This window comes from Salinicola halophyticus, assembly GCF_003206695.1.
In the GTDB taxonomy this organism is placed as follows: Bacteria; Pseudomonadota; Gammaproteobacteria; order Pseudomonadales; family Halomonadaceae; genus Salinicola; species Salinicola halophyticus.
Window position 1 is genome coordinate 15,141 of the sequence record NZ_PZJN01000004.1, and the last position, 20,712, is coordinate 35,852.

Genomic DNA, 20,712 nt, shown 5'->3' on the forward strand with positions numbered 1-20,712 from the left:
CGCCAATGATTCGTTGGAGGGTTACGGGACGAGAATCGTCGATCCCGTCGTCCGGCGGGAGGCCAGGGCTTCCTGGGCCTTGCCGGCTTCATCCAGCTTGAAGCGCTGCGCGATATCGATATTGACTTTGCCGCTCTCGAGCATGTCGAACAGATCGAGACACATCTCCTCGAATCGCTCGCGGGTATCGGCGTAGCCGTTGAGGCTGGGGCGGGTCAGATAGAGCGAGCCCTTCTGATTGAGAAGGCCCACGTTGACGCCTTCGACGGCGCCGGACGAATTGCCGAAGCTGACCATCAGGCCACGCGGCGCCAGGCAGTCCAGCGACGTTAGCCAGGTATCCTTGCCCACCGAGTCGTAGACCACCGGAACCATCGCGCCGTCGGTCAGCTCGCGAACGCGCTCGACCACGTTCTCCTCGCGATAGTTGATCGTTGCCCAGGCCCCGTTTTTCTTCGCCAGTTCCGCCTTTTCGGCAGAACCGACCGTGCCGATCAACTTGACGCCGAGGGCCTTGGCCCACTGACAGGCAATCGAGCCGACACCGCCGGCAGCGGCATGGAAGAGGATGGTTTCGCCGCCTTCCAGCGGGAACGTCTGGCGCAGCAGATACTGCGTGGTCAAGCCCTTGAGCATGGCGGCCGCGGCGGTCTCGAAGGGGATATCCTCGGGGAGCTCGACCACCTTGCTGGCCGGCAGTACGTGAAATTCCGAGTAGGAACCCAGCGGCCCCTGAGCGTAGGCGACGCGATCGCCCTTCTCGAGATGCGTCACGCCTTCACCCACCGCATCGACCACGCCGGCACCTTCGGTACCCAATCCGGACGGCATGGACGGCGCCGGATAGAGCCCGGTTCGGAAATAGATATCGATGAAGTTGAGCCCGATGGCGTGGTTCTTGACTCGGACTTCCCCCGCCTTGGGTGCGGCAGGTTCGAACTCGACGGTCTCGAGAACCTCCGGGCCGCCGGTGCGGGCGAACTGAATGCGCTTGGCCATGACGTTTCCTTAGTAGGCTGATGACTATCGGTCTGCCATCCAAGCGCCATTCCCGAGGCGGGTCAAGTGCGGCGCGGATCAGAGATGGACTGAACCAGAGATGGTCTGGACCAGAGATCGTGCGGACCAGAGATCGTGCGAATCAGGTACGGCGCGAGCCGGATCGCCGTCGGATTCAGCGACCTGCCCGGCAGGGGCTGGGCGAGTCCACGATCAAAGGATGTCCGCGTACCGCTCCAGCGCGGCGACGAAGCGTGTCTTGTAATCCTCGAAGGTCCCCGGCTCCTGCTTGAAGGTGCGCACGATGCCGTCGGCGTTGAAGCGTACCAGGCTGGGCAGCACGCCGTTGACCGGCGACGGATGCAGCGGCCCCAACCCGACTCGCAGACCATCATCGCCGTCGATCCAGCGTTCGATACCGCAACCGCGAAAGAACGCTTCACCTGCCTCGTCGGACGCCGTCACCCGCAGCGGCGCCTTCTCCGCCAGCGTCTTGACGAGATGCCGGCTATGCCGGGTGTTGCCCTTGCCTTCCGGCGTCGACAGCATCCCCATCTCCATGGTGCCGCCATCGACATCGGACGAGATCAGCGTCAGACACAGAATCGTGCCGTCGTCTTCGGTCAGCGCGAAAAGGCGTGCGGCCTCCTGTTCGAACAGCACGCCCTGGGTGCCGGCGAAGGTCACCAGCGGCGCCAGGCCGGCTTGCTGACCGTAGACACTGGCACAAAGCTTGGCGAGACACGCCTCGCGGGTTTCAGGATTTCTGACGTGGACGACTTTCATCATGCTTCTCCCTGGCTGGTAGCCTTTCGGCGCGCTGCCGGCAGCTTCGGGCCGGTGTAATTAGGCCGCGCAGCCTAGCATAATCCGCCGGCGGCCACCCTTCCGACCGCTTTCCCGACGGCGTCTCCGGCAAACATCGAATCCCTCGAATCGGCAATCGCGTCACCCCTATGTAACGTCGATCGATTACACTTCGCACCGGCAGTGACGAGACTCGAACCCGGCTCGGCGATGATCCCGCTTGACGCCGCGCAGAGGGTGAACGAAGGTCAATGCCTGGACGGCGACAGCCACCGCTCGACTCGCGTTCGCCCTCGATTCTGACAGCCATGAACGCCGGCCCCCGGCGTTCGACGGAGATCCCCAACGCATGACCCAGCCGCGCCCCGCCGCCAGCGCCGACCACGTCGATAACGCCACGCCCCGCTATATCGCCCACCGCGGTCTTTCCGCGCGCGCCCCGGAGAATACGCTGGCAGCGGTTCAGGCCGCCTATGACGCCGGCTGCGACTGGGTCGAGCTCGACGTTCAGCTGCTTGGCGACGGCACGCCGGTGATCTGGCACGACGCCGGGCTCAAGCGCTGCTCCGACGGCCGTGGCAAGCTGTTCAGGCTCGATGCCGAAAGCGCTGCCAAACTGGACGCCGGTAGCTGGTTCGGGCCTCAGTACCGAGGTGAAGCCATGGCAACGCTGGAGTCGATGCTGACGCTCATCCAGCGCCTCGGCATAGGCCTCAATCTGGAGCTCAAGGTGTCCCGGGGGCGCAATGCGATCGAACTCGTCCAGGCGGCGCTGCCGCCGACGCTGGAGGCGCTGCCGGCCGACAAGCTGATCGTCTCGTCATTCGATCGTCATGCCTTGACCGCTGCGCGAGCGCTGGAATCCGACCCCGACCGCCTGCGTCTCGGCATCCTCGACGACAAGGCGCCCAAGCGCTGGTGGCTGGAAACCGAACGGCTCTCCGCCTACAGCCTGCATCTGGACTGGCGCAAGCTGAAGATCAAGCACGCCCTGGAGATTGCCGATGAGCAGATCAAGCTGTTCTGCTACACCGCTAACGACCCGGTCACCTTCGAGAAGCTCTGGGACTGGGGCGTCGACGGCGTAATCAGCGATGATCCGACCCGCTTCGTCATCCACGCCGAAGAGACAGCGCGGCAGTCGGGTGCAAAAAGCGCCTGATACACGCGTCAATTAGCGCCTTTGACGGCAAGCGCCTGCGCTTAAGATGGGCACCATGCCCGTTTTCCAGGTTGCGAGCCGTTCATGAATCCTTCCACGCTCATCGGCATCATCGCCAGTGCTCTGTTACTGGCGACCGTCGTGCTGTTCACCGCCCAGGCCCCCAGCAGCTTCTTCAATCTGCCGGGGCTGGCGATCGTGCTGACCGGGACGCTGGCGGCGAGTTTCATCAGCTACCCGCTGCAGGAAATGCAGCGCCTGTGCCGGCAGATCGCCGTGGTATTCCGGCGCGAGCCCCAGGCAAGCGACCTGGAGAGCGACCTCGAGCAGTTGATCGAGATGTCGCGCCACTGGAGTCGCGGCAATATCCGCGCTATCGAGGGCGCCCTGGACAGCACCACCAACCCGTTTCTGCGTACCGGCATGCAGATGGTGATCAGTAACACTCGCGAGGAGGAGATCCGCGAGATGTTGCGCTGGCGCATGGTGCGGGTCAAAGCCAAGGAGCGCACCGAAGCGCAGATTTTGCGCACCATGGCCGTCTACGCTCCGGCGTTCGGCATGCTCGGCACGCTGGTCGGGCTGATCAACATGCTCGAGGTGATCCAGGCCGGCGATCTGGCGGTGATCGGGCCACGTCTGGCGGTGGCGCTGATGTCGACGTTCTACGGCATTCTGCTGGCCAACCTGCTGTTCAAGCCGATCGCGGTCAAACTCGAGCGCCGCACCGAATCGCGACTGATGGCGATGACACTGATTCTGGAAGGCGTGGCGATGGTCAGCAAGCGGCGGCTGCCGGCGTTCATCGAGGAGGCCCTGAATACCTATCGTGCCGACTACCGTGATGAAATGCGTGATGAAATGCGCGATACACCTCGTCCGCAGACTGCCGACGCCTCGGCCGAGTCCGCATGAGTCAGGCCGCTATCTCCCCCGGCGGCCCCTTCGCCGACCTGCTGTTCGACGATGGCCCCTTCGATGACAGCGGGCGGAGCAGCGAGAGCGATTCGTGGCTGATGAGCTATCTCGACATGCTCATGCTGCTGATCACGTTCTTCGTGCTGATGCTGGCGCTCTATGGCGGACAGTTGGCCAGTCGCGACAGCGCCGATACGTCGGTCGCCATCGCACTGCCGCTGCACGTCCCGGCGGTGAAACCGGCGGCGGCAACGCCCATCGCTTTGCCAGCGCTCAGCCTCGGCGAATTCTATCGCCCGCCGCGCCGGCTCAGTCCGGCCCCGGTCGCAAGCGACATCGGCTTCTATTCACCCGGGTCTGACGCGCTCCCCGACCAAGTCATGGCCACAGCCCCGATGGTTTTCAGCGTGCCGCTGTTCGATCTGCCCGATCCGCAACCGGTGCCCGTCCTGCCGCAGATCGAGGGCGTCGAGGTGACGGCGATCCCCCACGGCCTCAACCTGCGTATACAGGATCATCTGCTGTTCGACAGCAGTGCCGTCGGACTGAGCGACAACGGGCGGGAGCTGGTCGAACGGCTGATTCCGATGCTGCAGGATTTCCACGGCACGATTTCGGTCGAAGGACATACCGACAGCGTTCCGATCTCGACATCGCGCTTTCCCTCCAACTGGGAGCTGTCGGCGGCGCGGGCCTCGGCGGTGGTTCGCGTCCTGCGCATGGCCGGGATCGACGGCGAGCGGCTGCGCGCGATCGGTTACGCCTCGACCCACCCGCTGGCCAGCAATCACACCCCCGCCGGCCGTGCCAGCAACCGCCGCGTGGAGTTGGTACTGCAGGAGCCGAACTCACCGACGCCATGAGAACACACTCGGCGCATGCTCTCGGCGCACGCTCCCGGTGCACGCTCTCGGCGCGCGCTCCCGAACCTCGGGGCGCCGGAATTCACTTGTCGACAGGAAGCTGCGACAATCCGGCGCGTCGAGAGACGTGTGCACGGGAATCAGGTGGAAGCCCTGAACTGCCCCCGCAACGGTAATCGCGTTAGGAAACCTACTTTTCCTTGGACACCACCGGATGTGCCGCCAGGCCATCCAGCCACTGTGATCGAATGGACAACGCATCAAGGGAACGTCCATCGGCATGGGAAGGCGTGAGTGTCGGATGACTTCAGGTCATCGCGCGAGAGTCCGGAGACCGGCACGTTTCTCTTCACTGGTTGATGCGGAGGGCTCATCCAGTGGCGGCACCCCTGCCCGGACTTTCTGACTGTCCGCGGCGGGCTTCGTCACGTCGTCCTCCCATTGCGTCTTCGTTCCGTACGCAGTTGGGGATCACATCGCATGCGTTACCATAAAAATGCCGTCGCCTCGGGCGTCGCGCTCGCCGTGGCCATGACTTCACTATCGGCCCAGGCCCAGCAACGAATCGACGAACAGCAGCAACTCGACAACGTACAGGTCACCGCCAATCGCCTGCCACAGTCGCAGGCCGACGTGCTGGCGAGTACCACCATCATCGACCGCGCCGAGATCGAACGCAGCCAGGCCGATAGCGTGATCGAACTGCTGCAGGCGCGTGCCGGCATCGAAATTGCTCAGACCGGCGCACCGGGCAGTCTCACCAGCCTGTTCATCCGCGGCAGTGAATCCGATCACAGTGTCGTGCTGGTCGACGGCGTGCGGGTCAATTCGGCTTCCAGCGGCGGTGCCAGCCTGGAATTTCTGCCACCGGAGGCGATCGAGCGCATCGAGATCGTGCGCGGCCCGCGTGCCGCGGCCTATGGTGCCGATGCCATCGGCGGAGTGATCCAAATATTCACCCGGCACGGTGGCGAGGGCACTCGGGGAACGCTGAATCTCAGGGTCGGCGAAGACAGCACCAACAAGCAGAATCTGTTCGTGTCGACCGGGGATGCCGATACCCGCCTCAACGCCAGCCTGTTCCGCCGCGACGGCGATGGCTTCAACGCCACCGCGGCCGATACCAGCGGCGAGCGCGATGGCTTCGAGCGCAGCGGCGGCCAGTTGGGCCTGTCTCACCGGTTCAGCGATCGAGTCGACTTCAGTTTCAATGCCCTGCGGCAGAACTTCGATACCGATTACGACGACTGTTACCCGACCAATGCGCTCGGCGCTTCCCAGGATTGCCGATCCAAGGGTTATCTGCAGACCTTCGGTGGCCAGCTCGATGTCGCGCTCGAACCGGACTGGGACATGATTCTCACCGCCGGGCATTTCGACGAGCAACGCCAGGAGCGTTACGCCGGCACCCGCAACAGCCGAACCGAATCGCATCGCAACGAACTCGGCCTGCAGCACCGCTTCACCCGTAGCCATGGCGTCGATGTACTGGGCGTCGACTATCGTGAAGAACGGCTCGATTACGACGATTACGCCTACGGCTCGCAGTACCAGAAGGACAGCCGCGAGAACTACGGCCTGTACGCCATGGTTCAGCGTCAGTACGGCGCCCACGAAGTGACCGGATCGCTGCGCTACGATGACGACTCGCGCTTCGGCGACGAGACCACCGGCAATCTGGGTTATGCCTACCACCTGACCGAGTTCCAGCGTGTCGGCGTCAGCTACGGCACCGCGTTCAAGGCGCCCAACCTGATCGACCTCTACGGGCCCTACGGCACCAACCCGGATCTCGACGCCGAAACCTCGAAGACGCTGGAAGCCTTCTGGGCGCTGAATCGCGGCCCGTGGGACGCCCGAGTCACCGCCTTCGAGAGCCGAATCGACGATCTGATCAGCTACGATTCGTTGACCTACATCCCCTACAACGTGGACGAGTCACGCATCCGCGGCGTCGAGTTGAGCGGCGGCTGGCATCAGGATGGTCTCGCCCTGCGCGCCAGCCTGACCTATCAGGATCCCGAGGACCGGGACACCGGAGAGCGGCTACAGAGACGTGCCCGGACCTTCGGCCGTCTAGACGCCGATTACGCGATCCAGAACTGGAACTTCGGAGCGACACTGCGTAGCGCCGGCGACCGTCGCGATGTCGATGCCGTCACCTTTGGCGACACCACCACCGCCGGCTACGGCGTGGTCGACCTGCGTACCGCCTGGCAGGTCACGCCGACCGTCGAACTCTCGGCCAAGCTGGAGAACGCCTTCGACAAGGATTATCAGCTGGTGGATGGCTACAACACCCAGGATCGCTACCTGGAGGGCGGCGTGAAGCTCAGTTTCTAACCTGGAAAGGCTGAGATCCTTCTTCCGGAAATCGGTAGTGCCAATCCCTCGCCCCCAACGGTGGCGAGGGGTTTTTGTTGGAAGCCGGCCTAAAAACCACGATGTGACGTCAGCCAGTCATCGAAGGCTTCGACGGTCAGTGGCCGGGCCAGCCAGTACCCTTGCGCTTCGTCGCACCCCAGCGCCTGTAGCAACCGGTAGCTTTTTTCCGTCTCCACGCCCTCGGCCACCACATGATAGCCAAGGTCGTGAGCCATGGAGATCATCGCCTTGACCAGGGTCTGGCTGCGCGCTTCGTGATCGATCTGGGCGACGAACGAACGGTCGATCTTCACCACGTCGGCCGGCACCTCCTGCAAGTAGGCCAGGCTGCTATAGCCGGTGCCGAAGTCATCGATGGCGATTCTGATGCCGGCTTCGACCAGTGCGTCGAGCGCTTCGGTAGAGGCCCGGGTATTGCCGATCAGCGCCCTCTCGGTCAGCTCCAGTTCGAGGGCCGTCACCGGTAACGCCTGCTCGGTCAGATACGACTTGAGCCGAGTAATGAAATCGGACTCTAGAAGATTGGCTGCGGAGATATTGATGGACATTCGCAACCCCAGACCGCGCCGGTGCCAGACGGTAGCCTGATCGACGGCATGGCGCAGCACCCAGTCGGTCAACAGCCGAGCCATGGGCGTGTGCTCGATCAGCGGGATAAATTCGTCAGGGGCGACCGGACCCAGAGTCGGATGCTGCCAACGAATGAGCGCTTCTGCGCCCACGCATTCGTCCGAGACCAGGGACACTCTCGGCTGATAGAGCAGTTGCAGCTGCCCAGCGTCCTCGAGTGCATGGCGAAAGCCACTGATCAGCGCAAAGCGGCGCATATCCTGCTCGTCTAGAGCGGACGAGAACAGGCTGACGCCGGTTTCGCTGTCGCGGGCGGACTGACAGGCACTTTGAGCCGTTCGCAGCACATCGGTGGGAGCGATTTCACCCAGCCGGAAAGGCGTCACTCCCACCACCGGATGCAGCATGAAAGGCGCGGCATCGCCGAGCGGCATACTCAACAGCACTTGCCTGAGATCCAACGCCATATCCAGCGCTTCGCTCTCATCCGGGCAACGCTCGGCGCTTTCCAGGATGTGCACATATTGCCCCAGGCCTACCTGGTAAAGCACCTTGCCGGTGCCCAGCCGTAGTTGCAGCCGTATGGCCGCCTCACGCGCCGCTTCGTCGAGACAGGCCAGACCGAGAACGCGCTGCAACGAGTGCATCTCGGCGATATCGATCAGTTCGATGTAAAGCGCGAAACAGCTCCTGCCGGCGTTATCCCGGCTCCGGTCCTCGAGATCCTCGATGAATTTGCTGCCGTTGGAGAGCCCGGTGAGCGGATCGACCCTGCCGAAAGCATGCTGTAGCTCGATCTGGCCCATGACCATCGCCGCCAGGTCCTGAAGCACCCGGATTTCATGCTCGGTGACGCTACGCGGCTCGCGGCCCAGAACGCACATCGCGCCCAGGGTATAGCCGTCATAAGTTTGCAGCGGCGCCCCCGCATAGAAGCGAATGCCCGATTGCGCCAGGGGGCTGTTACGGTAGTGCGGCGATTCGAGCAGATCCGGCAGCACCAGTACCTGGGATGTGTCGGCCACCTCGCCGCAGCACGCCTTGAAACGCGGTATTTCGCAATGATCGATTCCCACCCGAGACTTGAACCACTGGCGATCCTCGTCGGTCAGCGAAACGGCGGCGATAGGTAAATCGAAAAGCTCGCTGGCGATGCGCGTGATGCGGTCGAAACTCTCACTGGGCGGGGTATCGAGCAGGTTGAGCTGGCGCAGCGTCATGAGTCGCCTGCGCTCGTACTCTTCGATCGCCTGAGTCTCGGGGACATTAACCATTGCGACGCTTCCTCTGTATCTGCCGGACGCTTTCAGCGCCTAGTCAGAAGGCTTTGGACAACTATCGGCCAGATTGCCTGATTCTTCAGCGATCGCCCATGAAATGCGCCGGCCTGGCTTGCCGTGACGACACGATCGGCGCAAAATACTGTATATATAGACAGTCATCGCAAATCACCGCAGGAGCCGCTGGAATGACGTCTCCCTCTCGATTCACCGGCCCGCTGAAAGGCCGCGGCGCGACCTACAATCCCGACAACCGTTTCCTGCCGACGCACAGCACCGTGGAAGACGACGGCTGGTGGCAGGAGGAGCTGCCGCCTCGGATCGCCACCCAGGTTCAGCTCGAGGCGCCTCGCACGGCGCTTTCCTGGAACCACTCGCCGGATCTGGGTTTCGATCGTTCGCTCAACCCCTATCGTGGCTGCGAGCACGGCTGCATCTACTGCTATGCCCGCCCCAGCCACGCCTACTGGGATCTCTCGCCGGGTATCGATTTCGAGACCCGGCTCATCGCCAAGACCGGCATGGCGGATCGGCTGCGCGAGGAGCTGTGCAAACCCGGCTATGTCTGCCGGCCGATCAACCTCTCCGGCAACACCGACTGCTACCAGCCGATCGAGGCGCAGCACGGCACGACGCGCTCGTTGCTGGAACTGCTGCTAGCGTGTCGCCATCCGGTCACGCTGGTGACCAAGAGCGCGCTGATTCTGCGCGACCGGGAGCTACTCGCCGAGATGGCCCGGGAGCGGCTGGTCCGTGTCTTCGTCAGCCTGACCTCGCTCGACAACGAGCTGAAGCGCACGCTAGAGCCGCGCACCGCTTCCCCGGCGGCACGCCTCAAGGTCATCCGGGAGCTGCATGAAGCCGGGGTCCCGGTGGGCGTGCTGGTGGCGCCGGTGATCCCCGCCATCAACGACTGCGAGATCGAGACGCTGCTGGCGCGGGCGGCTGAGGCCGGCGCCCGGACCGCCAGCTGGACGCTGTTGCGACTGCCGCGAGAGGTGGCGCCACTATTCGAAGCCTGGCTCGAGGAGCACTACCCCGAGCGCGCCGGCAAGGTGATGAGCCTGGTCCGCCAGTCCCGCGGCGGCCATGACAACGACAGCCGCTTCGGCCACCGCATGCGTGGAGAGGGGCTGTTCGTGGACATGATCGGTCAGCGTTTTCGACGTGCGGCGTCTCGTCTGGGACTGGAACGGCGCGCGGATATCGGCCTGGATACCACCCGGTTTCGCCCGCCTCACGCACAACAGGATCTATTCAGTTGAGGAGCGTCGACCGCTCGATGCCTGCCGATTGGCATCGTCGCTGCGAGGAGCCATGCCTCCTTTTCCTGCATTAAGCTTTCGTTAAGCTTGGCCCGCGACCATGAGCAACGTACCACGCCTGCTTTTCGCGCGCCGGCTGACCAGGCCTGGTTTGAGCTTCACGAGCAACACGTTCATAAAGACAGTTGCTCCATCGCCAGGAAATTTTCATCAATGCACGCTCCCTCTCTTTCATCCAGCCCTTCGATCACTCCTTCCCCCCTGCTGTCGGTGTTGATACCGGCCAAGGATGAAATCGGCAATCTCCCCGCTCTGCTCGACGAGATCCATTTCGCGCTTGCAGACATCGATCATGAGGTGATCGTGGTCGACGATGCCTCGACGGATGGCAGTTGGGAGATGCTGACACAGCGCGCTTCGCGGGATTCCCGCCTACGCCCGGTGCGGCATGCACAAAGCGCCGGCCAGAGCACCTCGGTCTGGCAGGCAGCGTGGACGGCACGCGGGCTCTGGCTGGCGACGCTGGACGGCGACGGCCAGAACGATCCGGCGGATCTACCCAGCCTGCTCGCGCGCGCCCAACAGGGCGACGTGACGCTGGTCGCCGGCCACCGCACCAACCGCCGCGACGACTGGATCAAACGCGTTTCGTCCAAGGTTGCCAACCGGGTTCGCTCGGCGCTGCTCGATGACGCGACACCGGATACCGGCTGCGGCCTCAAGGTGATCCGCCGCGACGCCTTCGTCTCGCTACCCTATTTCGACCATATGCACCGATTCCTGCCGGCCCTGGTTCGTGCCCAGGGCGGCACCTGCGTCTCCGTTCCAGTCAATCACCGCCCTCGCGGCACGGGCGAGTCGCACTACGGTCTCAACAATCGGCTGTGGGTGGGCATCGTGGACATGATCGGCGTCATGTGGCTACGCCGACGTAGCCGATTGCCGGCGCCGCTCGTCGAGCCCCCCGAAACCGCGGTTGAAACGAACGAGAAACGAACGGACGCGAACAGGGAGGCACCGGCATCATGAACCAGGAGTGGCTGTGGGTCGCGATCGGCTTCGTCGGTCAGGCACTGTTTTCGGCACGTTTCATCATCCAGTGGCTCGCCAGCGAACGCGCCAGACGCAGCATCATTCCGGTCGCCTTCTGGTTCTTCAGCCTGGCCGGCGGTGCCACGCTGCTCGCCTATGCCATCTATCGTCGCGATCCGGTGTTCATTGCCGGCCAGGGCGCCGGTTTGATCATCTACGTTCGCAATCTGGTGCTGATTCGACGCGAGAAACACCAGACGGATTCCACCAAAAGCGCTGCCCCGGAAAATTCTTCGAACTCCTGAACGAGACTTTGCATTCCATGCGTCAGCCCGTGCGTCAGTTCATGCATCAGCCCATGCATCAGTTCATGCGACGTTTCTGGACCGATCCGTCACAGGCGCAATACCGGCGTACCTGGTTATTGTTGCTGCTGCTGGCCGTCGCGGTGCTGGGCATCGGCATCGGCCTGCGCGATCCGTGGCCGGCCGACGAGCCACGTTTCGCGCTCAATGCGCTGGAAATGCTGCGCACCGGGCAGTTCTGGTTCCCGCATCGCGGTGGCGAACTTTACCCCGACAAGCCGCCACTGTTCATGTGGGCATCGGCACTGAGCATCTGGCTCACCGGTTCCGTGCGCTGGGGCTTTCTGATACCCACAACGCTGGCTGGCCTCGGCACCCTGCTAATGGTCGTCGATCTCTGCCGGCGTCTTCACGGCCGACGTGTTGCGCTGCTCTCGGGCCTTGCCCTGCTGACGGCCTTCCAGTTCGTACTGCAGGCCAAGACGGCACAGATCGACATGCTGTTGACGTTCTTCACCACCCTCGCGAGCTATGGCTTGTTGCGCCACGCGCTGCTCGGTCCTGCCAGGGGGTGGTGGCTGCTGGGCTGGGCGGCGATGGGGCTCGGCATCATCACCAAGGGCGTGGGCGTCCTGCCGCTGACCTTGCTACCGGCCTGGTTATGGCTGGGCTATTCCGGCCGTTCTCGCGACAACGCTCGCCCCCGAATCACACGCCTCACGCTAAAGGATGCCATCCTGGGCATCGCCGTCATGCTGCTGTGCGTCGCCGCCTGGGCGGTACCGATGATCGTGATGGCGACCTGGGGAGACGATCCGGCACTGGCGGCCTATCGGGACAATATCCTGTTCAAGCAGACCGGCCAGCGCTACGCCGACTCCTGGACTCATCTCGAACCCTGGTACTACTACCTCGCCGAGGTGCTCCCCTGGGCATGGATGCCACTGATTCTCGCGTTTCCGTGGGCGATTCCTGCCTGGTGGCGACGACTGCGCCGGTCCGACTCGCGCATTCTGCTGCCGCTGAGTTCGGCCATTCTGATCGTTATCTTCTTCTCCCTCTCGCCCGGCAAGCGCGGCGTCTACATGCTGCCGACCGTGCCACTACTGGTGATGGCGATGGCGCCGTTGCTCCCCGGCCTGATCCGTAGAAGACGGTTGCACTGGTTGGGATTCGGCCTGCTCGGGTTACTCGGCGGTCTCTTGCTGATCGCCGGTATTCTGGGTGCCATCGGCGTTCCGGCGCTCGCGCGGGCCGCCGCGCACCACGACGTTTCGCCCTGGGCATGGTGGGTTGTCATCGGTGTCATTGCCGTTGGCTTGCTGGCATGGGCGCGCCCGCGCCGCGGACTGTGGGCACTGGCCGGTTGGCTGGCGATCTTCTGGGTCAGCTGGTCGACCTGGGGCTATGCACTGCAGGATCACGCCCGTTCGCCGCGGGACATGATGACCCGGGTCGAGACGATCACCGGTGCCGAGGCCTGGCTGGCGCTGCCGGATTACGACGAAGAATTCCTGCTCCAGTCGCGCCAGCCCAGCGTCCAGTTCGGTGACAAGACACCCGCGAGCGATCAGTTCCGCCGCGCCTTCGCCTGGCTGCAGCAGGAGAACGGCCGCTGGATGTTCGCCATGAAACGCCAGGCCGAGGACTATGCCTGTATCGAGTCGGATCGAGTTATCGACCTGGGCATTCAGAATGGCGACGACTGGTGGTTGATTCCCGCCTCGGCGACCGTTCAGTGTCGAGGAGACGACACGGCTGCGCCGCTGTTCGTGGCACCGACGACGCTGCCGGACAGGACCGGGAGCGCACCCCGGGTCTGAGGTATGGGCTGCATTCCCAGAGGACTGTATCCCCAGAGGAAAGCCGAGGCTCTCGGCCTGCTGCCGATAGCCATTGAATCAGGCTACCGGTTCCATCCAATCCAAGCGGACTTCCAGCCCCCCTGCTTCGCGGTTGGCGAGCGTCATCGTCAGTTGCTGGCGCTGGGCAATCTCGACGGCGATCGCAAGGCCCAACCCGCTGCCGCTGATGCGCTGGTCGGAAGCGCGTTGAAAGCGCTGCGTCACCGCGTCCAGCAGCGCCTCTGGGATTCCGGGGCCGGAATCGGCAATGGTGAGCCAGGGGTGTCGGTTCTCGATTCCCATGGCCACCACGACTTCGCCGCCTTCGGGCGTATACCGCAGCGCGTTGTCCATCAGGTTGCGGACCAGGATCTCCAGCTCGGTGAGGTTGCCGCTCACGCTGACCGGATCGCTTTCGGCGATCTCCAGCGTCTGCTGCCGGGATTCGGCCAGCGGCCACAGATCGGCGGCCAGATCCATCACCAGCGCGGGTAGTGAAGTGGTTTGTGACGCCGGGCGCTCCTGATGAAATTCGAGACGCGCCAGCAGCAGCAGCTGTTCGACGACCCGCTGCAGCCGCTCGACGCCATTGTAGGCCTTGTCCAGCGCGCCGGGCTCGCCGTAGCGGGCGTTGTCGAGATGGATCTTCATCGCCGCCAACGGCGTGCGCAGTTCATGTGCCGCATCGGCAGTGAAACGCCGCTCGCGCTCGAGTGTCTGACCCAGCCGGGCAATGAAGTCGTTGAGCTCGCCGCGCAGGGTCTGCAGCTCGCGAGGCACGGCGACAGCGATCGGTCGCAGATCCTTCTCGTCTCGAGTCTCTACCTGTCGTGATAGATGATCGATCGGCTTCAGCCCCCGCCGAATCAGCCGGGCAATCAGCCAGATAAGGATCGGCAGCGCCAGCAGCAGCGGCACGAAATTGCCGATGGCGACCTTGTTGGAGAGTTCGTTCTGAAACGCTTCCCGCAATCCCACGCTCAGCCAGCGCCCGCCCTCGATCGGCATGCTGAAGACCCGCCAGCGATGACCGTCGAAGCGCTGCCAGCGATACCCGACGTCATGCGGCGCCGGGAAGGCCTCGTCGTCCCCATGCCAGCGGGGCCCCATTAAAATCGGGCGCTGCTCGGCATCCCAGAAGCCTAGCGACAGCATCCCCTCTTCGTGGACGTAGCGTCTGGGATGGCCGATCTTGTCGAGAAGGCTGCCGGTTTGGCCGTACCAGCGGGCGAAATGGCCAGGCTGGGAGAGCTGTTCGGCGATTGCCTCATAGCGCTGTGGCGTGGTCTCGGTATCGACGAGCGCCGAGACGACACGCGCCTGCAGGCTCAGCTGCGCATCGAAGATCTCTTCCATTTCGTGGCGCGTGATCAGGTAGGCGGCGGTGACCGCCAGCCCCATGACCACCAGCAGCACGCCGACGAGCGTGACATTGAGATAGCGACGAATCGAAGTCATGCCGCTCGGCTGTCCAGGCGATAACCGATACCGCGTACGGTGGTGATCAGATGCTTGTCGAGCTTGCGCCGTAGATGGTGAACGTGCACTTCGAGCGCGTTGGAGCCGACTTCCTCTCCCCAGCCATACAGCAGACTTTCCAGCTTGGGGCGCGACATCACCCTGTCGCTGTTGCGGGCCAGCTCGAGCAGCAGCGCAAACTCGCGCCGCGCGAGCAGGACCGGCTCTCCCTTCCAGCTGACCTCATGCTGCGCTTCGTCGATGGTCAACCGCCCGATCGACAGCAACTGGGTCGAGCGGCCTTCGGCACGACGTGTCACCACGCGCATGCGTGCCAGCAGTTCCTGCAGATCGAACGGTTTGAGCACGTAGTCGTCGGCCCCTGCGTCCAGCCCCATGATGCGCTGCTCGACGGCATCCCGCGCGGTCAGGATCAGCACCGGCAGCGGATACTGACGACGTATCTCCTTGAGCACCACGAGCCCATCGATATCCGGCAGTCCCAGATCCAGCACGACCAGCGAGAAAGGTTCGACACGCACCGCTTCCAGCGCGTCCCGTCCTCTGGTGAGCCAGTCGACCACGTAACCTTCCCGGATCAACGCGGTCCGGATGCCATCCCCCAGTAGCGGGTCGTCTTCCACCAACAGTACGCGCATTGCCGTATCCGTTTCGTTTGGCCATCGAGAAACTCGACAGGGTTGTATTCCGACTGGGCCATTGAGACACACCGACCTTAACGGTTTCTTAGCAGGCTTTCTCGCCTCTTCGCGGCCCAGGCCGGCGTATCAGGCGTTCGGCCTCAGAGCGGGTTCGGGTTTCATAATGTTTCGTTAAGGCGACGCCAGCAAAGTGGCGCTTCCATGCTTCACCGGAAGTCGATCGCGTGATCATTACCCGTCAATTATCGCACTCTCTCCAGCTCCTGAAGTGGGAGTCCAGACACCGGGAGGCCGTGGTCATCGCCCTGCTGTGGGCGATGGCACTGGTCAGCGCCCTGGCCCGGCCGTTGATGCCGATCGACGAAACCCGCTACGTCTCGGTCGCCTGGGAGATGTGGCATGCCCATTCGCTGTGGCTACCGCTGATGAACGGGGAGCCCTATGCCGACAAGCCGCCGCTGCTGTTCTGGCTGATCCAGTCGGGGTGGTCGCTGTTCGGGGTCAACGCCTGGTGGCCGAAGCTGATCTCCCCGCTGGCGTCGCTGATCGCGATGACGCATCTCTACCGCATCGCCCGCCGGCTGGGTTACCCCGGCAGTCAGGCGAGACTGGCGCCAATGGCGCTGATGGCAATGCTGATGTGGAATCTCTACAGCGGCGCGCTGATGTTCGACATCCTGCTCAGCGCTTGTCTGCTGGGGGCGATCGCCCCATTGGTCGCAGGCCAGTTGACGTTACGCAAGGCCATCATCAGCGGGCTGTGGCTGGGCCTGGCACTGCTCGCCAAGGGGCCGGCCGTGTTCGTGACGCTGGGGCCAATTCTACTGACGCTTCCGCTATGGCGAGCCCGACCGCTGGGTGCGATGGGGCGACGCCATCTCGTCGTGGCCCTGTCCTTGGGCCTCGCCATGCTGCTGGCCTGGGCCCTGCCCGCGGCCTGGCTGGGCGGTCGCGACTACGCTCAGGACCTGCTCTGGGGGCAGAGCGTAGACCGCCTGCAACAGGCGATGGCACACGCTCGACCGACCTGGTGGTATCTGCCATGGCTCGCGCTGCTCGCGTTCCCCTGGACGCTATGGCCGCCATGCTGGCCGCGTCTGCCGCGCCATCGCCAACAGCGCCTTGCCTGGATCTGGCTGATCGGCCCGCTGGCGGTCTTCTCGCTGATCAGCGGCAAGCAGATTCACTACCTGATGCCGCTGCTGCCGGCGCTGGCCCTGCTGATCATGGATCGTCTCGGCACTCCCGGCACTCCCGGCACACGCTTGCCCCTGCGTTCCCGGACGGTGCCGTTGGCCATCGCCCTGCTCGGCGTGACCGCGCTGATTCTGATGGCCTTCGGCATCGGCACCCTCACTCGCGCCACGCTTTCGCCTTTCGGCGCGCTCGCCCTGATCGCATGGGCCGCGGTTTTCTGGCGTCAGCGCTGGGCGGGGACGTCGCAGGCCGCTGGCCGTCTCGCATTGGGCGCGTGTGTTGCCGTGCTGATCGCCACTCAGCTGATGCTGGCACCGCTGTGGAGTCGCTACGACGTCGGCGCGCCGGGGCGGCTACTGGCCCATCTGGAACGCGAGAATGTGCCCGTCGCTTTCGTCGGTAACGCCTATCAGGCCACGTTCCAGTTCGCCGGCCACCTGACCCGGCCCCTTCTCACGCTGGACGACGACCCTGCGGCGCTCTGCCGTTTCCGGCACCGGATGCCCGGCGGCTGGGTCATCGGCCGCGATCGCGATCTCCACTCGTCGATCGGTAACACCAACCTCGCCCATGTCTTCGACTACCGCGGCGGGGAACTGGTCGTCGTTCCGGCGACGGCGCTGACGTTCGGGGAGCTGACGGCCTCATGTAATCGTCTGGTCCCGGCTGATGCCCACCCGCCCCACCGGTAACAGCCACTGCAGAACGCCGGGTAACAGCCTTTTTCGGAACGAACGGCAGCAGCCTGTTGGAACCCTTGGCAATAGATTTTCACAACGATCGGTCTATAGAATCTTCAAACAGGAACCCGCATGAACATTCTCGTCACCGGCGCGGCCGGATTCATCGGCTTTCACCTCGCCAGCCGTCTCGCCAGCGACGGCCATCGCGTCGTCGCGCTCGACAATCTCAACGACTACTACGCCGTCTCGCTGAAACAGGCGCGGGTGGAGCAGCTCCACGGGGTACCGTTCCACCGCATCGATATCGCCGATCTGGCGTCGCTGGAAGCGCTGTTTGCCCGCGAACGTTTCACTCACGTCGTCAATCTTGCTGCCCAGGCCGGCGTACGCCATTCGGTCGAGCACCCACACGAATACGGCCACAGCAACCTGACCGGCTTTCTCAATCTGCTCGACGTCTGCAAGCGTCATGCCGTCGAGCACCTGCTCTACGCCTCTTCCAGTTCGGTCTATGGCCGTCAGAAGAGCCTGCCGTTTCGGGAATCCGACCCGGTGGACCAGCCGGCTTCGATCTACGCCGCGACCAAACGCGCCAACGAAATGATGGCCTACAGCTACGCCGACCTGCACCGGCTGCCTTCGACCGGCATGCGCTTCTTCACGGTTTACGGCCCCTGGGGGCGCCCGGACATGGCGCCATGCCTGTTTGCCGCCAGCCTGCTACGCGGCGAGCCGATCGATATTTTCAACCATGGCCGCATGGCCAGGGACTTCACCTACATCGACGACGTCGTCGAATGCATCGTGCGGTTGCTGCCTTATCCACCCACCGTGGACGCCGAGCGCAGCGCGCCTCACGACATCTACAATCTGGGACGCGGCAAGCCGATCGCCCTGCTCGACTTCGTCGCCACGCTGGAAGCCCGCCTGGGCGTCACCGCCACCAAGCACTTCAGACAGATGCAGCCGGGCGATATGGAGCGCACCTGGGCGGACACCCGCAAGCTGCAATCGGTCATCCACTACACGCCTCAGGTTTCGCTGGAGCGGGGCATCGATCGCTTCGTGGATTGGCTGCTCGACTACCGCGAGCTGCTGCTGGAATCCATGGCTGCCTGACTCGACTACTGCAGCACGGTGCCAACGGTCGTCGAACGGGAGGCGTTGGCGTAGCATCGGGCCATGTCATCCCGAATCACGAGCCCGTCCATGTCACTTAGCAAGACTCGTACCAGTTTCTACCGCCGCCTTTACGTGGCCCATCTGATCGATACCGGCCTGGCAGAGAGCGTGCCGGCCATCGTCGAGATCAGCGGCATGCCCCGGCGTACCGCACAGGACACGCTGACCGCGCTGGCCGAACTCGACATCGTCTGTGAATTCGAACAGACCGCGGGCGAGCGTCACCATATCGGCCGCTACGTGATCCGCGACTGGGGACCGATATCGCCGGCATGGGTAGAAAGCCACGCCGAGGGAATTGCCAGCGCACTGGGCTACCCGCTTCCCACCCCTTGAACCCGCGGCCTGTCGCGTTCTTCAATATCAGTCGGAGTCGCCCATGAGCGATCGCCAGCAGCGTCATCAGCAAGCCATGCAGAAACTCAAATCTCACGTCGACGACAAGGTCGCTGCCGCCACCGAGCAGCGCGGTCAGCTGCTGGTGTTCACCGGCAACGGCAAGGGCAAGACCACCGCCGCCTGGGGTACCGTCACCCGCGCGCTGGGTTACGGCTATCGGGTCGGGGTGATCCAGTTCATCAAGGGGCTATGGGAGTGCGGTGAGCGCGAACGACTGATCGACGATATCCATCTCGACGTTCACATCATGGCCACGGGGTTCACCTGGGATACTCAGAACCGCGCCAGCGACACGGCCGCCTGTCTCGAGGTGTGGCTGGAGGCCGAGCGCCTGCTCGCCGATCCCGACGTCTATCTGGTGGTGCTCGACGAGATCACCTACATGCTCAAGTTCGGCTATCTCGAATTCGAGACGGTCAGGCGTGCCATCGCCAATCGGCCGCGGGAACAGAGCGTGATCGTGACCGGACGCAACGCCCACCGCGAGCTGGTCGACATGGCCGATACCGTGACCGAAATGCAGGACACCAAGCATGCCTTTAATGCGGGATTGCAGGCCCGCCGAGGCATCGACTACTAAAGCCACGAGCCACGAGCCACGAGCCACGAGTCGCAGGCTACGAGCCAAGGGTCGCGGCTCGAGAACCAGAGCGACGAGACGCGGCCAGGAATTCCGTTTCCGCTATCGACTCGTCGGCTATGGGGTCGTGTCGGCAAGCGCCCGACACACCTGGCGCACGGCCTGGATCATGCGCGGCGCGGGACGGCTGATCGCGTCGGGATCCAGCGTGTAGAGCGCGCCGTCGCGTACCGCCGGCAATTCATCGTGACTTGTCCAGAACGCCTGCCAGCGATCGTCGTTGCCGGCTGCCAGAATGACCTCTGGCTGCGCTTCGACCAGCGACTCCCAACCGATCTGGGGCACCAGCACCGGCGCATCGTCGAACAGCGGCACGCCACCGCAGTGGCGAATCACCTGAGTGACGATCTGACCGCCGGCCAGGGTGGTCAAGGGCGACTGACCCAACTGATAGAAGACCCGTGGTGCTGGGGAAAGCTGCTGCGACGTGCCTTCCAGCGCTTGTTCGAAATCGGAAGCGGCCTGCTCTCCGGCATCGGAGTGTCCGGTGAGCCGGCCGATATCCCGCAGGTCGCCCGCAATCTGCTCGAGCTTGCGCGGCTCGCTGCGATAGACGGGGATATCCAAGAGTTCGAGCTGCTCGATCAACGATGCCGGCGTACCGCTACCCCAGACCAGCACCAGATCGGGCTGCTTGGCGACGATCAGCTCGAGCGGGATGCCACGATAGCTGCCGACGCGATCGAGCTGCCGGGCCGCGGGTGGGTAATCGCTGCCGTCGATGGCGCCAACCAGTTGCCCGCCTGCGCCGACGGCGTAGCTCAACTCCACCAGGTGCGGCGCCAGCGCGATGATACGCTCGGCGGGCTGTGCCAGCGTCACACGTTGCCCACTATCGTCCTCGACGCTGATCGCAGCACCGCTTGCTTCGGCATCGGCTGGCGCCAGCCAACCGACAACGGTCAGCGCCAGTGCTAACGGCGCCAGTCGCCAAAAGCGCGCAAGGCTCGATCGACATGGCAATGGGGAAAGACAGCGCATCATCGGCTCAGTGGCTTGGGATAACGGAGCGAGCGAGCATAGCATGGGAACCGAACGCCGCTGGAGACGTCTATGCAGCG

At 63.9% G+C, this 20,712-nt stretch carries 18 protein-coding genes and 1 riboswitch; of the genes, 12 read left to right on the forward strand and 6 right to left on the reverse strand.

Annotated elements, in window-relative coordinates:
- Nucleotides 1-21: 21 nt before the first annotated feature.
- Entirely contained in the window at nt 22-999 is a 978-nt protein-coding gene (locus DOM58_RS05335) for an NADPH:quinone reductase (protein WP_110692079.1), read from the reverse strand.
- Between the two features lie 213 nt (nt 1,000-1,212).
- Nucleotides 1,213-1,785, reverse strand: coding sequence for a hypothetical protein (locus DOM58_RS05340; protein ID WP_110692080.1), 573 nt, complete (start codon nt 1,783-1,785; stop codon nt 1,213-1,215).
- A gap of 370 nt (nt 1,786-2,155) precedes the next feature.
- Between DOM58_RS05340 and DOM58_RS05345 the strand changes: the two genes are divergently transcribed.
- From DOM58_RS05345 to DOM58_RS05360, 4 genes are all read left to right on the forward strand, one after another.
- Nucleotides 2,156-2,968 (forward strand): glycerophosphodiester phosphodiesterase family protein, encoded by an 813-nt coding sequence (locus tag DOM58_RS05345; protein ID WP_110692081.1) that lies wholly within the window; start codon nt 2,156-2,158, stop codon nt 2,966-2,968.
- A gap of 84 nt (nt 2,969-3,052) precedes the next feature.
- Entirely contained in the window at nt 3,053-3,883 is an 831-nt protein-coding gene (locus DOM58_RS05350; RefSeq protein WP_110692082.1) for a motility protein A, read from the forward strand.
- The gene (locus tag DOM58_RS05355; protein ID WP_110692083.1) at nt 3,880-4,749 is read left to right on the forward strand and encodes an OmpA family protein; all 870 of its coding nucleotides are present in this window, start codon (nt 3,880-3,882) and stop codon (nt 4,747-4,749) included. Before DOM58_RS05350 ends, DOM58_RS05355 begins: the two co-directional genes overlap by 4 nt.
- A 110-nt stretch (nt 4,750-4,859) precedes the next feature.
- A riboswitch (cobalamin riboswitch) is annotated at nt 4,860-5,106 on the forward strand.
- A 123-nt stretch (nt 5,107-5,229) separates the two neighbouring features.
- On the forward strand, nt 5,230-7,092 hold the full coding sequence (locus DOM58_RS05360; RefSeq protein ID WP_110692084.1) for a TonB-dependent receptor domain-containing protein: 1,863 nt from the start codon (nt 5,230-5,232) through the stop codon (nt 7,090-7,092).
- An 89-nt stretch (nt 7,093-7,181) separates the two neighbouring features.
- Here the strand turns inward: DOM58_RS05360 and DOM58_RS05365 are convergent, their stop codons facing one another.
- On the reverse strand, nt 7,182-8,978 hold the full coding sequence (locus DOM58_RS05365) for a sensor domain-containing phosphodiesterase (protein WP_110692085.1): 1,797 nt from the start codon (nt 8,976-8,978) through the stop codon (nt 7,182-7,184).
- A gap of 194 nt (nt 8,979-9,172) precedes the next feature.
- Between DOM58_RS05365 and DOM58_RS05370 the strand changes: the two genes are divergently transcribed.
- The 4 genes from DOM58_RS05370 to DOM58_RS05385 all read left to right on the forward strand — a co-directional run bounded on the left by DOM58_RS05370 (nt 9,173) and on the right by DOM58_RS05385 (nt 13,409).
- Entirely contained in the window at nt 9,173-10,249 is a 1,077-nt protein-coding gene (locus tag DOM58_RS05370; protein WP_110692086.1) for a PA0069 family radical SAM protein, read from the forward strand.
- 213 nt (nt 10,250-10,462) lie between these two features.
- Entirely contained in the window at nt 10,463-11,278 is an 816-nt protein-coding gene (locus DOM58_RS05375; RefSeq protein ID WP_110692087.1) for a glycosyltransferase, read from the forward strand.
- Nucleotides 11,275-11,586 (forward strand): lipid-A-disaccharide synthase N-terminal domain-containing protein, encoded by a 312-nt coding sequence (locus DOM58_RS05380; protein ID WP_110692088.1) that lies wholly within the window; start codon nt 11,275-11,277, stop codon nt 11,584-11,586. Before DOM58_RS05375 ends, DOM58_RS05380 begins: the two co-directional genes overlap by 4 nt.
- Before the next feature lie 17 nt (nt 11,587-11,603).
- Nucleotides 11,604-13,409, forward strand: coding sequence for an ArnT family glycosyltransferase (locus tag DOM58_RS05385; RefSeq protein ID WP_245392165.1), 1,806 nt, complete (start codon nt 11,604-11,606; stop codon nt 13,407-13,409).
- Nucleotides 13,410-13,487: 78 nt separating this feature from the next.
- Here the strand turns inward: DOM58_RS05385 and DOM58_RS05390 are convergent, their stop codons facing one another.
- Nucleotides 13,488-14,888, reverse strand: a complete 1,401-nt coding sequence (locus tag DOM58_RS05390; RefSeq protein ID WP_110692089.1) for an ATP-binding protein — start codon at nt 14,886-14,888, stop codon at nt 13,488-13,490.
- Nucleotides 14,885-15,547: a response regulator gene (locus DOM58_RS05395; RefSeq protein ID WP_110692090.1), complete on the reverse strand. Its 663-nt coding sequence runs from the start codon at nt 15,545-15,547 to the stop codon at nt 14,885-14,887. The genes DOM58_RS05390 and DOM58_RS05395 overlap by 4 nt, the downstream gene beginning before the upstream one ends.
- A 227-nt stretch (nt 15,548-15,774) precedes the next feature.
- On the opposite strand from DOM58_RS05395, the gene DOM58_RS05400 reads away from it, so the two are divergent.
- The 4 genes from DOM58_RS05400 to cobO all read left to right on the forward strand — a co-directional run bounded on the left by DOM58_RS05400 (nt 15,775) and on the right by cobO (nt 19,591).
- The gene (locus DOM58_RS05400; RefSeq protein ID WP_157957498.1) at nt 15,775-17,439 is read left to right on the forward strand and encodes an ArnT family glycosyltransferase; all 1,665 of its coding nucleotides are present in this window, start codon (nt 15,775-15,777) and stop codon (nt 17,437-17,439) included.
- 120 nt (nt 17,440-17,559) lie between these two features.
- Nucleotides 17,560-18,549, forward strand: coding sequence for an SDR family NAD(P)-dependent oxidoreductase (locus tag DOM58_RS05405; RefSeq protein WP_110692092.1), 990 nt, complete (start codon nt 17,560-17,562; stop codon nt 18,547-18,549).
- A gap of 90 nt (nt 18,550-18,639) precedes the next feature.
- The gene (locus DOM58_RS05410; protein WP_110692093.1) at nt 18,640-18,948 is read left to right on the forward strand and encodes a winged helix-turn-helix domain-containing protein; all 309 of its coding nucleotides are present in this window, start codon (nt 18,640-18,642) and stop codon (nt 18,946-18,948) included.
- A 43-nt stretch (nt 18,949-18,991) separates the two neighbouring features.
- Complete coding sequence (gene cobO, locus DOM58_RS05415; RefSeq protein ID WP_110692094.1) at nt 18,992-19,591, forward strand: cob(I)yrinic acid a,c-diamide adenosyltransferase; 600 nt, start codon at nt 18,992-18,994, stop codon at nt 19,589-19,591.
- A gap of 117 nt (nt 19,592-19,708) precedes the next feature.
- Here cobO and DOM58_RS05420 read toward each other — a convergent pair whose 3' ends face one another.
- Nucleotides 19,709-20,632 carry a cobalamin-binding protein gene (locus tag DOM58_RS05420; RefSeq protein ID WP_188113782.1) on the reverse strand — a complete coding sequence of 308 codons (924 nt, stop codon included), beginning with the start codon at nt 20,630-20,632 and terminating at the stop codon, nt 19,709-19,711.
- Nucleotides 20,633-20,712 lie beyond the last annotated feature (80 nt).

Excerpts from the sequence above, each read along its gene's own strand:
- DOM58_RS05345 (WP_110692081.1), top strand. The coding sequence starts at position 2,156 with ATGACCCAGCCGCGCCCCGCCGCCAGCGCCGACCACGTCGATAACGCC.
- DOM58_RS05370 (WP_110692086.1), top strand. The coding sequence starts at position 9,173 with ATGACGTCTCCCTCTCGATTCACCGGCCCGCTGAAAGGCCGCGGCGCG.
- DOM58_RS05355 (WP_110692083.1), top strand. The coding sequence starts at position 3,880 with ATGAGTCAGGCCGCTATCTCCCCCGGCGGCCCCTTCGCCGACCTGCTG.
- DOM58_RS05360 (WP_110692084.1), top strand. The coding sequence starts at position 5,230 with ATGCGTTACCATAAAAATGCCGTCGCCTCGGGCGTCGCGCTCGCCGTG.
- DOM58_RS05410 (WP_110692093.1), top strand. The coding sequence starts at position 18,640 with ATGTCACTTAGCAAGACTCGTACCAGTTTCTACCGCCGCCTTTACGTG.
- DOM58_RS05340 (WP_110692080.1), bottom strand. The coding sequence starts at position 1,785 with ATGAAAGTCGTCCACGTCAGAAATCCTGAAACCCGCGAGGCGTGTCTC.
- DOM58_RS05420 (WP_188113782.1), bottom strand. The coding sequence starts at position 20,632 with ATGCGCTGTCTTTCCCCATTGCCATGTCGATCGAGCCTTGCGCGCTTT.
- DOM58_RS05380 (WP_110692088.1), top strand. The coding sequence starts at position 11,275 with ATGAACCAGGAGTGGCTGTGGGTCGCGATCGGCTTCGTCGGTCAGGCA.
- DOM58_RS05385 (WP_245392165.1), top strand. The coding sequence starts at position 11,604 with ATGCGTCAGCCCGTGCGTCAGTTCATGCATCAGCCCATGCATCAGTTC.
- DOM58_RS05390 (WP_110692089.1), bottom strand. The coding sequence starts at position 14,888 with ATGACTTCGATTCGTCGCTATCTCAATGTCACGCTCGTCGGCGTGCTG.
- DOM58_RS05335 (WP_110692079.1), bottom strand. The coding sequence starts at position 999 with ATGGCCAAGCGCATTCAGTTCGCCCGCACCGGCGGCCCGGAGGTTCTC.
- DOM58_RS05395 (WP_110692090.1), bottom strand. The coding sequence starts at position 15,547 with ATGCGCGTACTGTTGGTGGAAGACGACCCGCTACTGGGGGATGGCATC.
- DOM58_RS05375 (WP_110692087.1), top strand. The coding sequence starts at position 10,463 with ATGCACGCTCCCTCTCTTTCATCCAGCCCTTCGATCACTCCTTCCCCC.
- DOM58_RS05350 (WP_110692082.1), top strand. The coding sequence starts at position 3,053 with ATGAATCCTTCCACGCTCATCGGCATCATCGCCAGTGCTCTGTTACTG.
- DOM58_RS05365 (WP_110692085.1), bottom strand. The coding sequence starts at position 8,978 with ATGGTTAATGTCCCCGAGACTCAGGCGATCGAAGAGTACGAGCGCAGG.
- DOM58_RS05405 (WP_110692092.1), top strand. The coding sequence starts at position 17,560 with ATGAACATTCTCGTCACCGGCGCGGCCGGATTCATCGGCTTTCACCTC.
- cobO (WP_110692094.1), top strand. The coding sequence starts at position 18,992 with ATGAGCGATCGCCAGCAGCGTCATCAGCAAGCCATGCAGAAACTCAAA.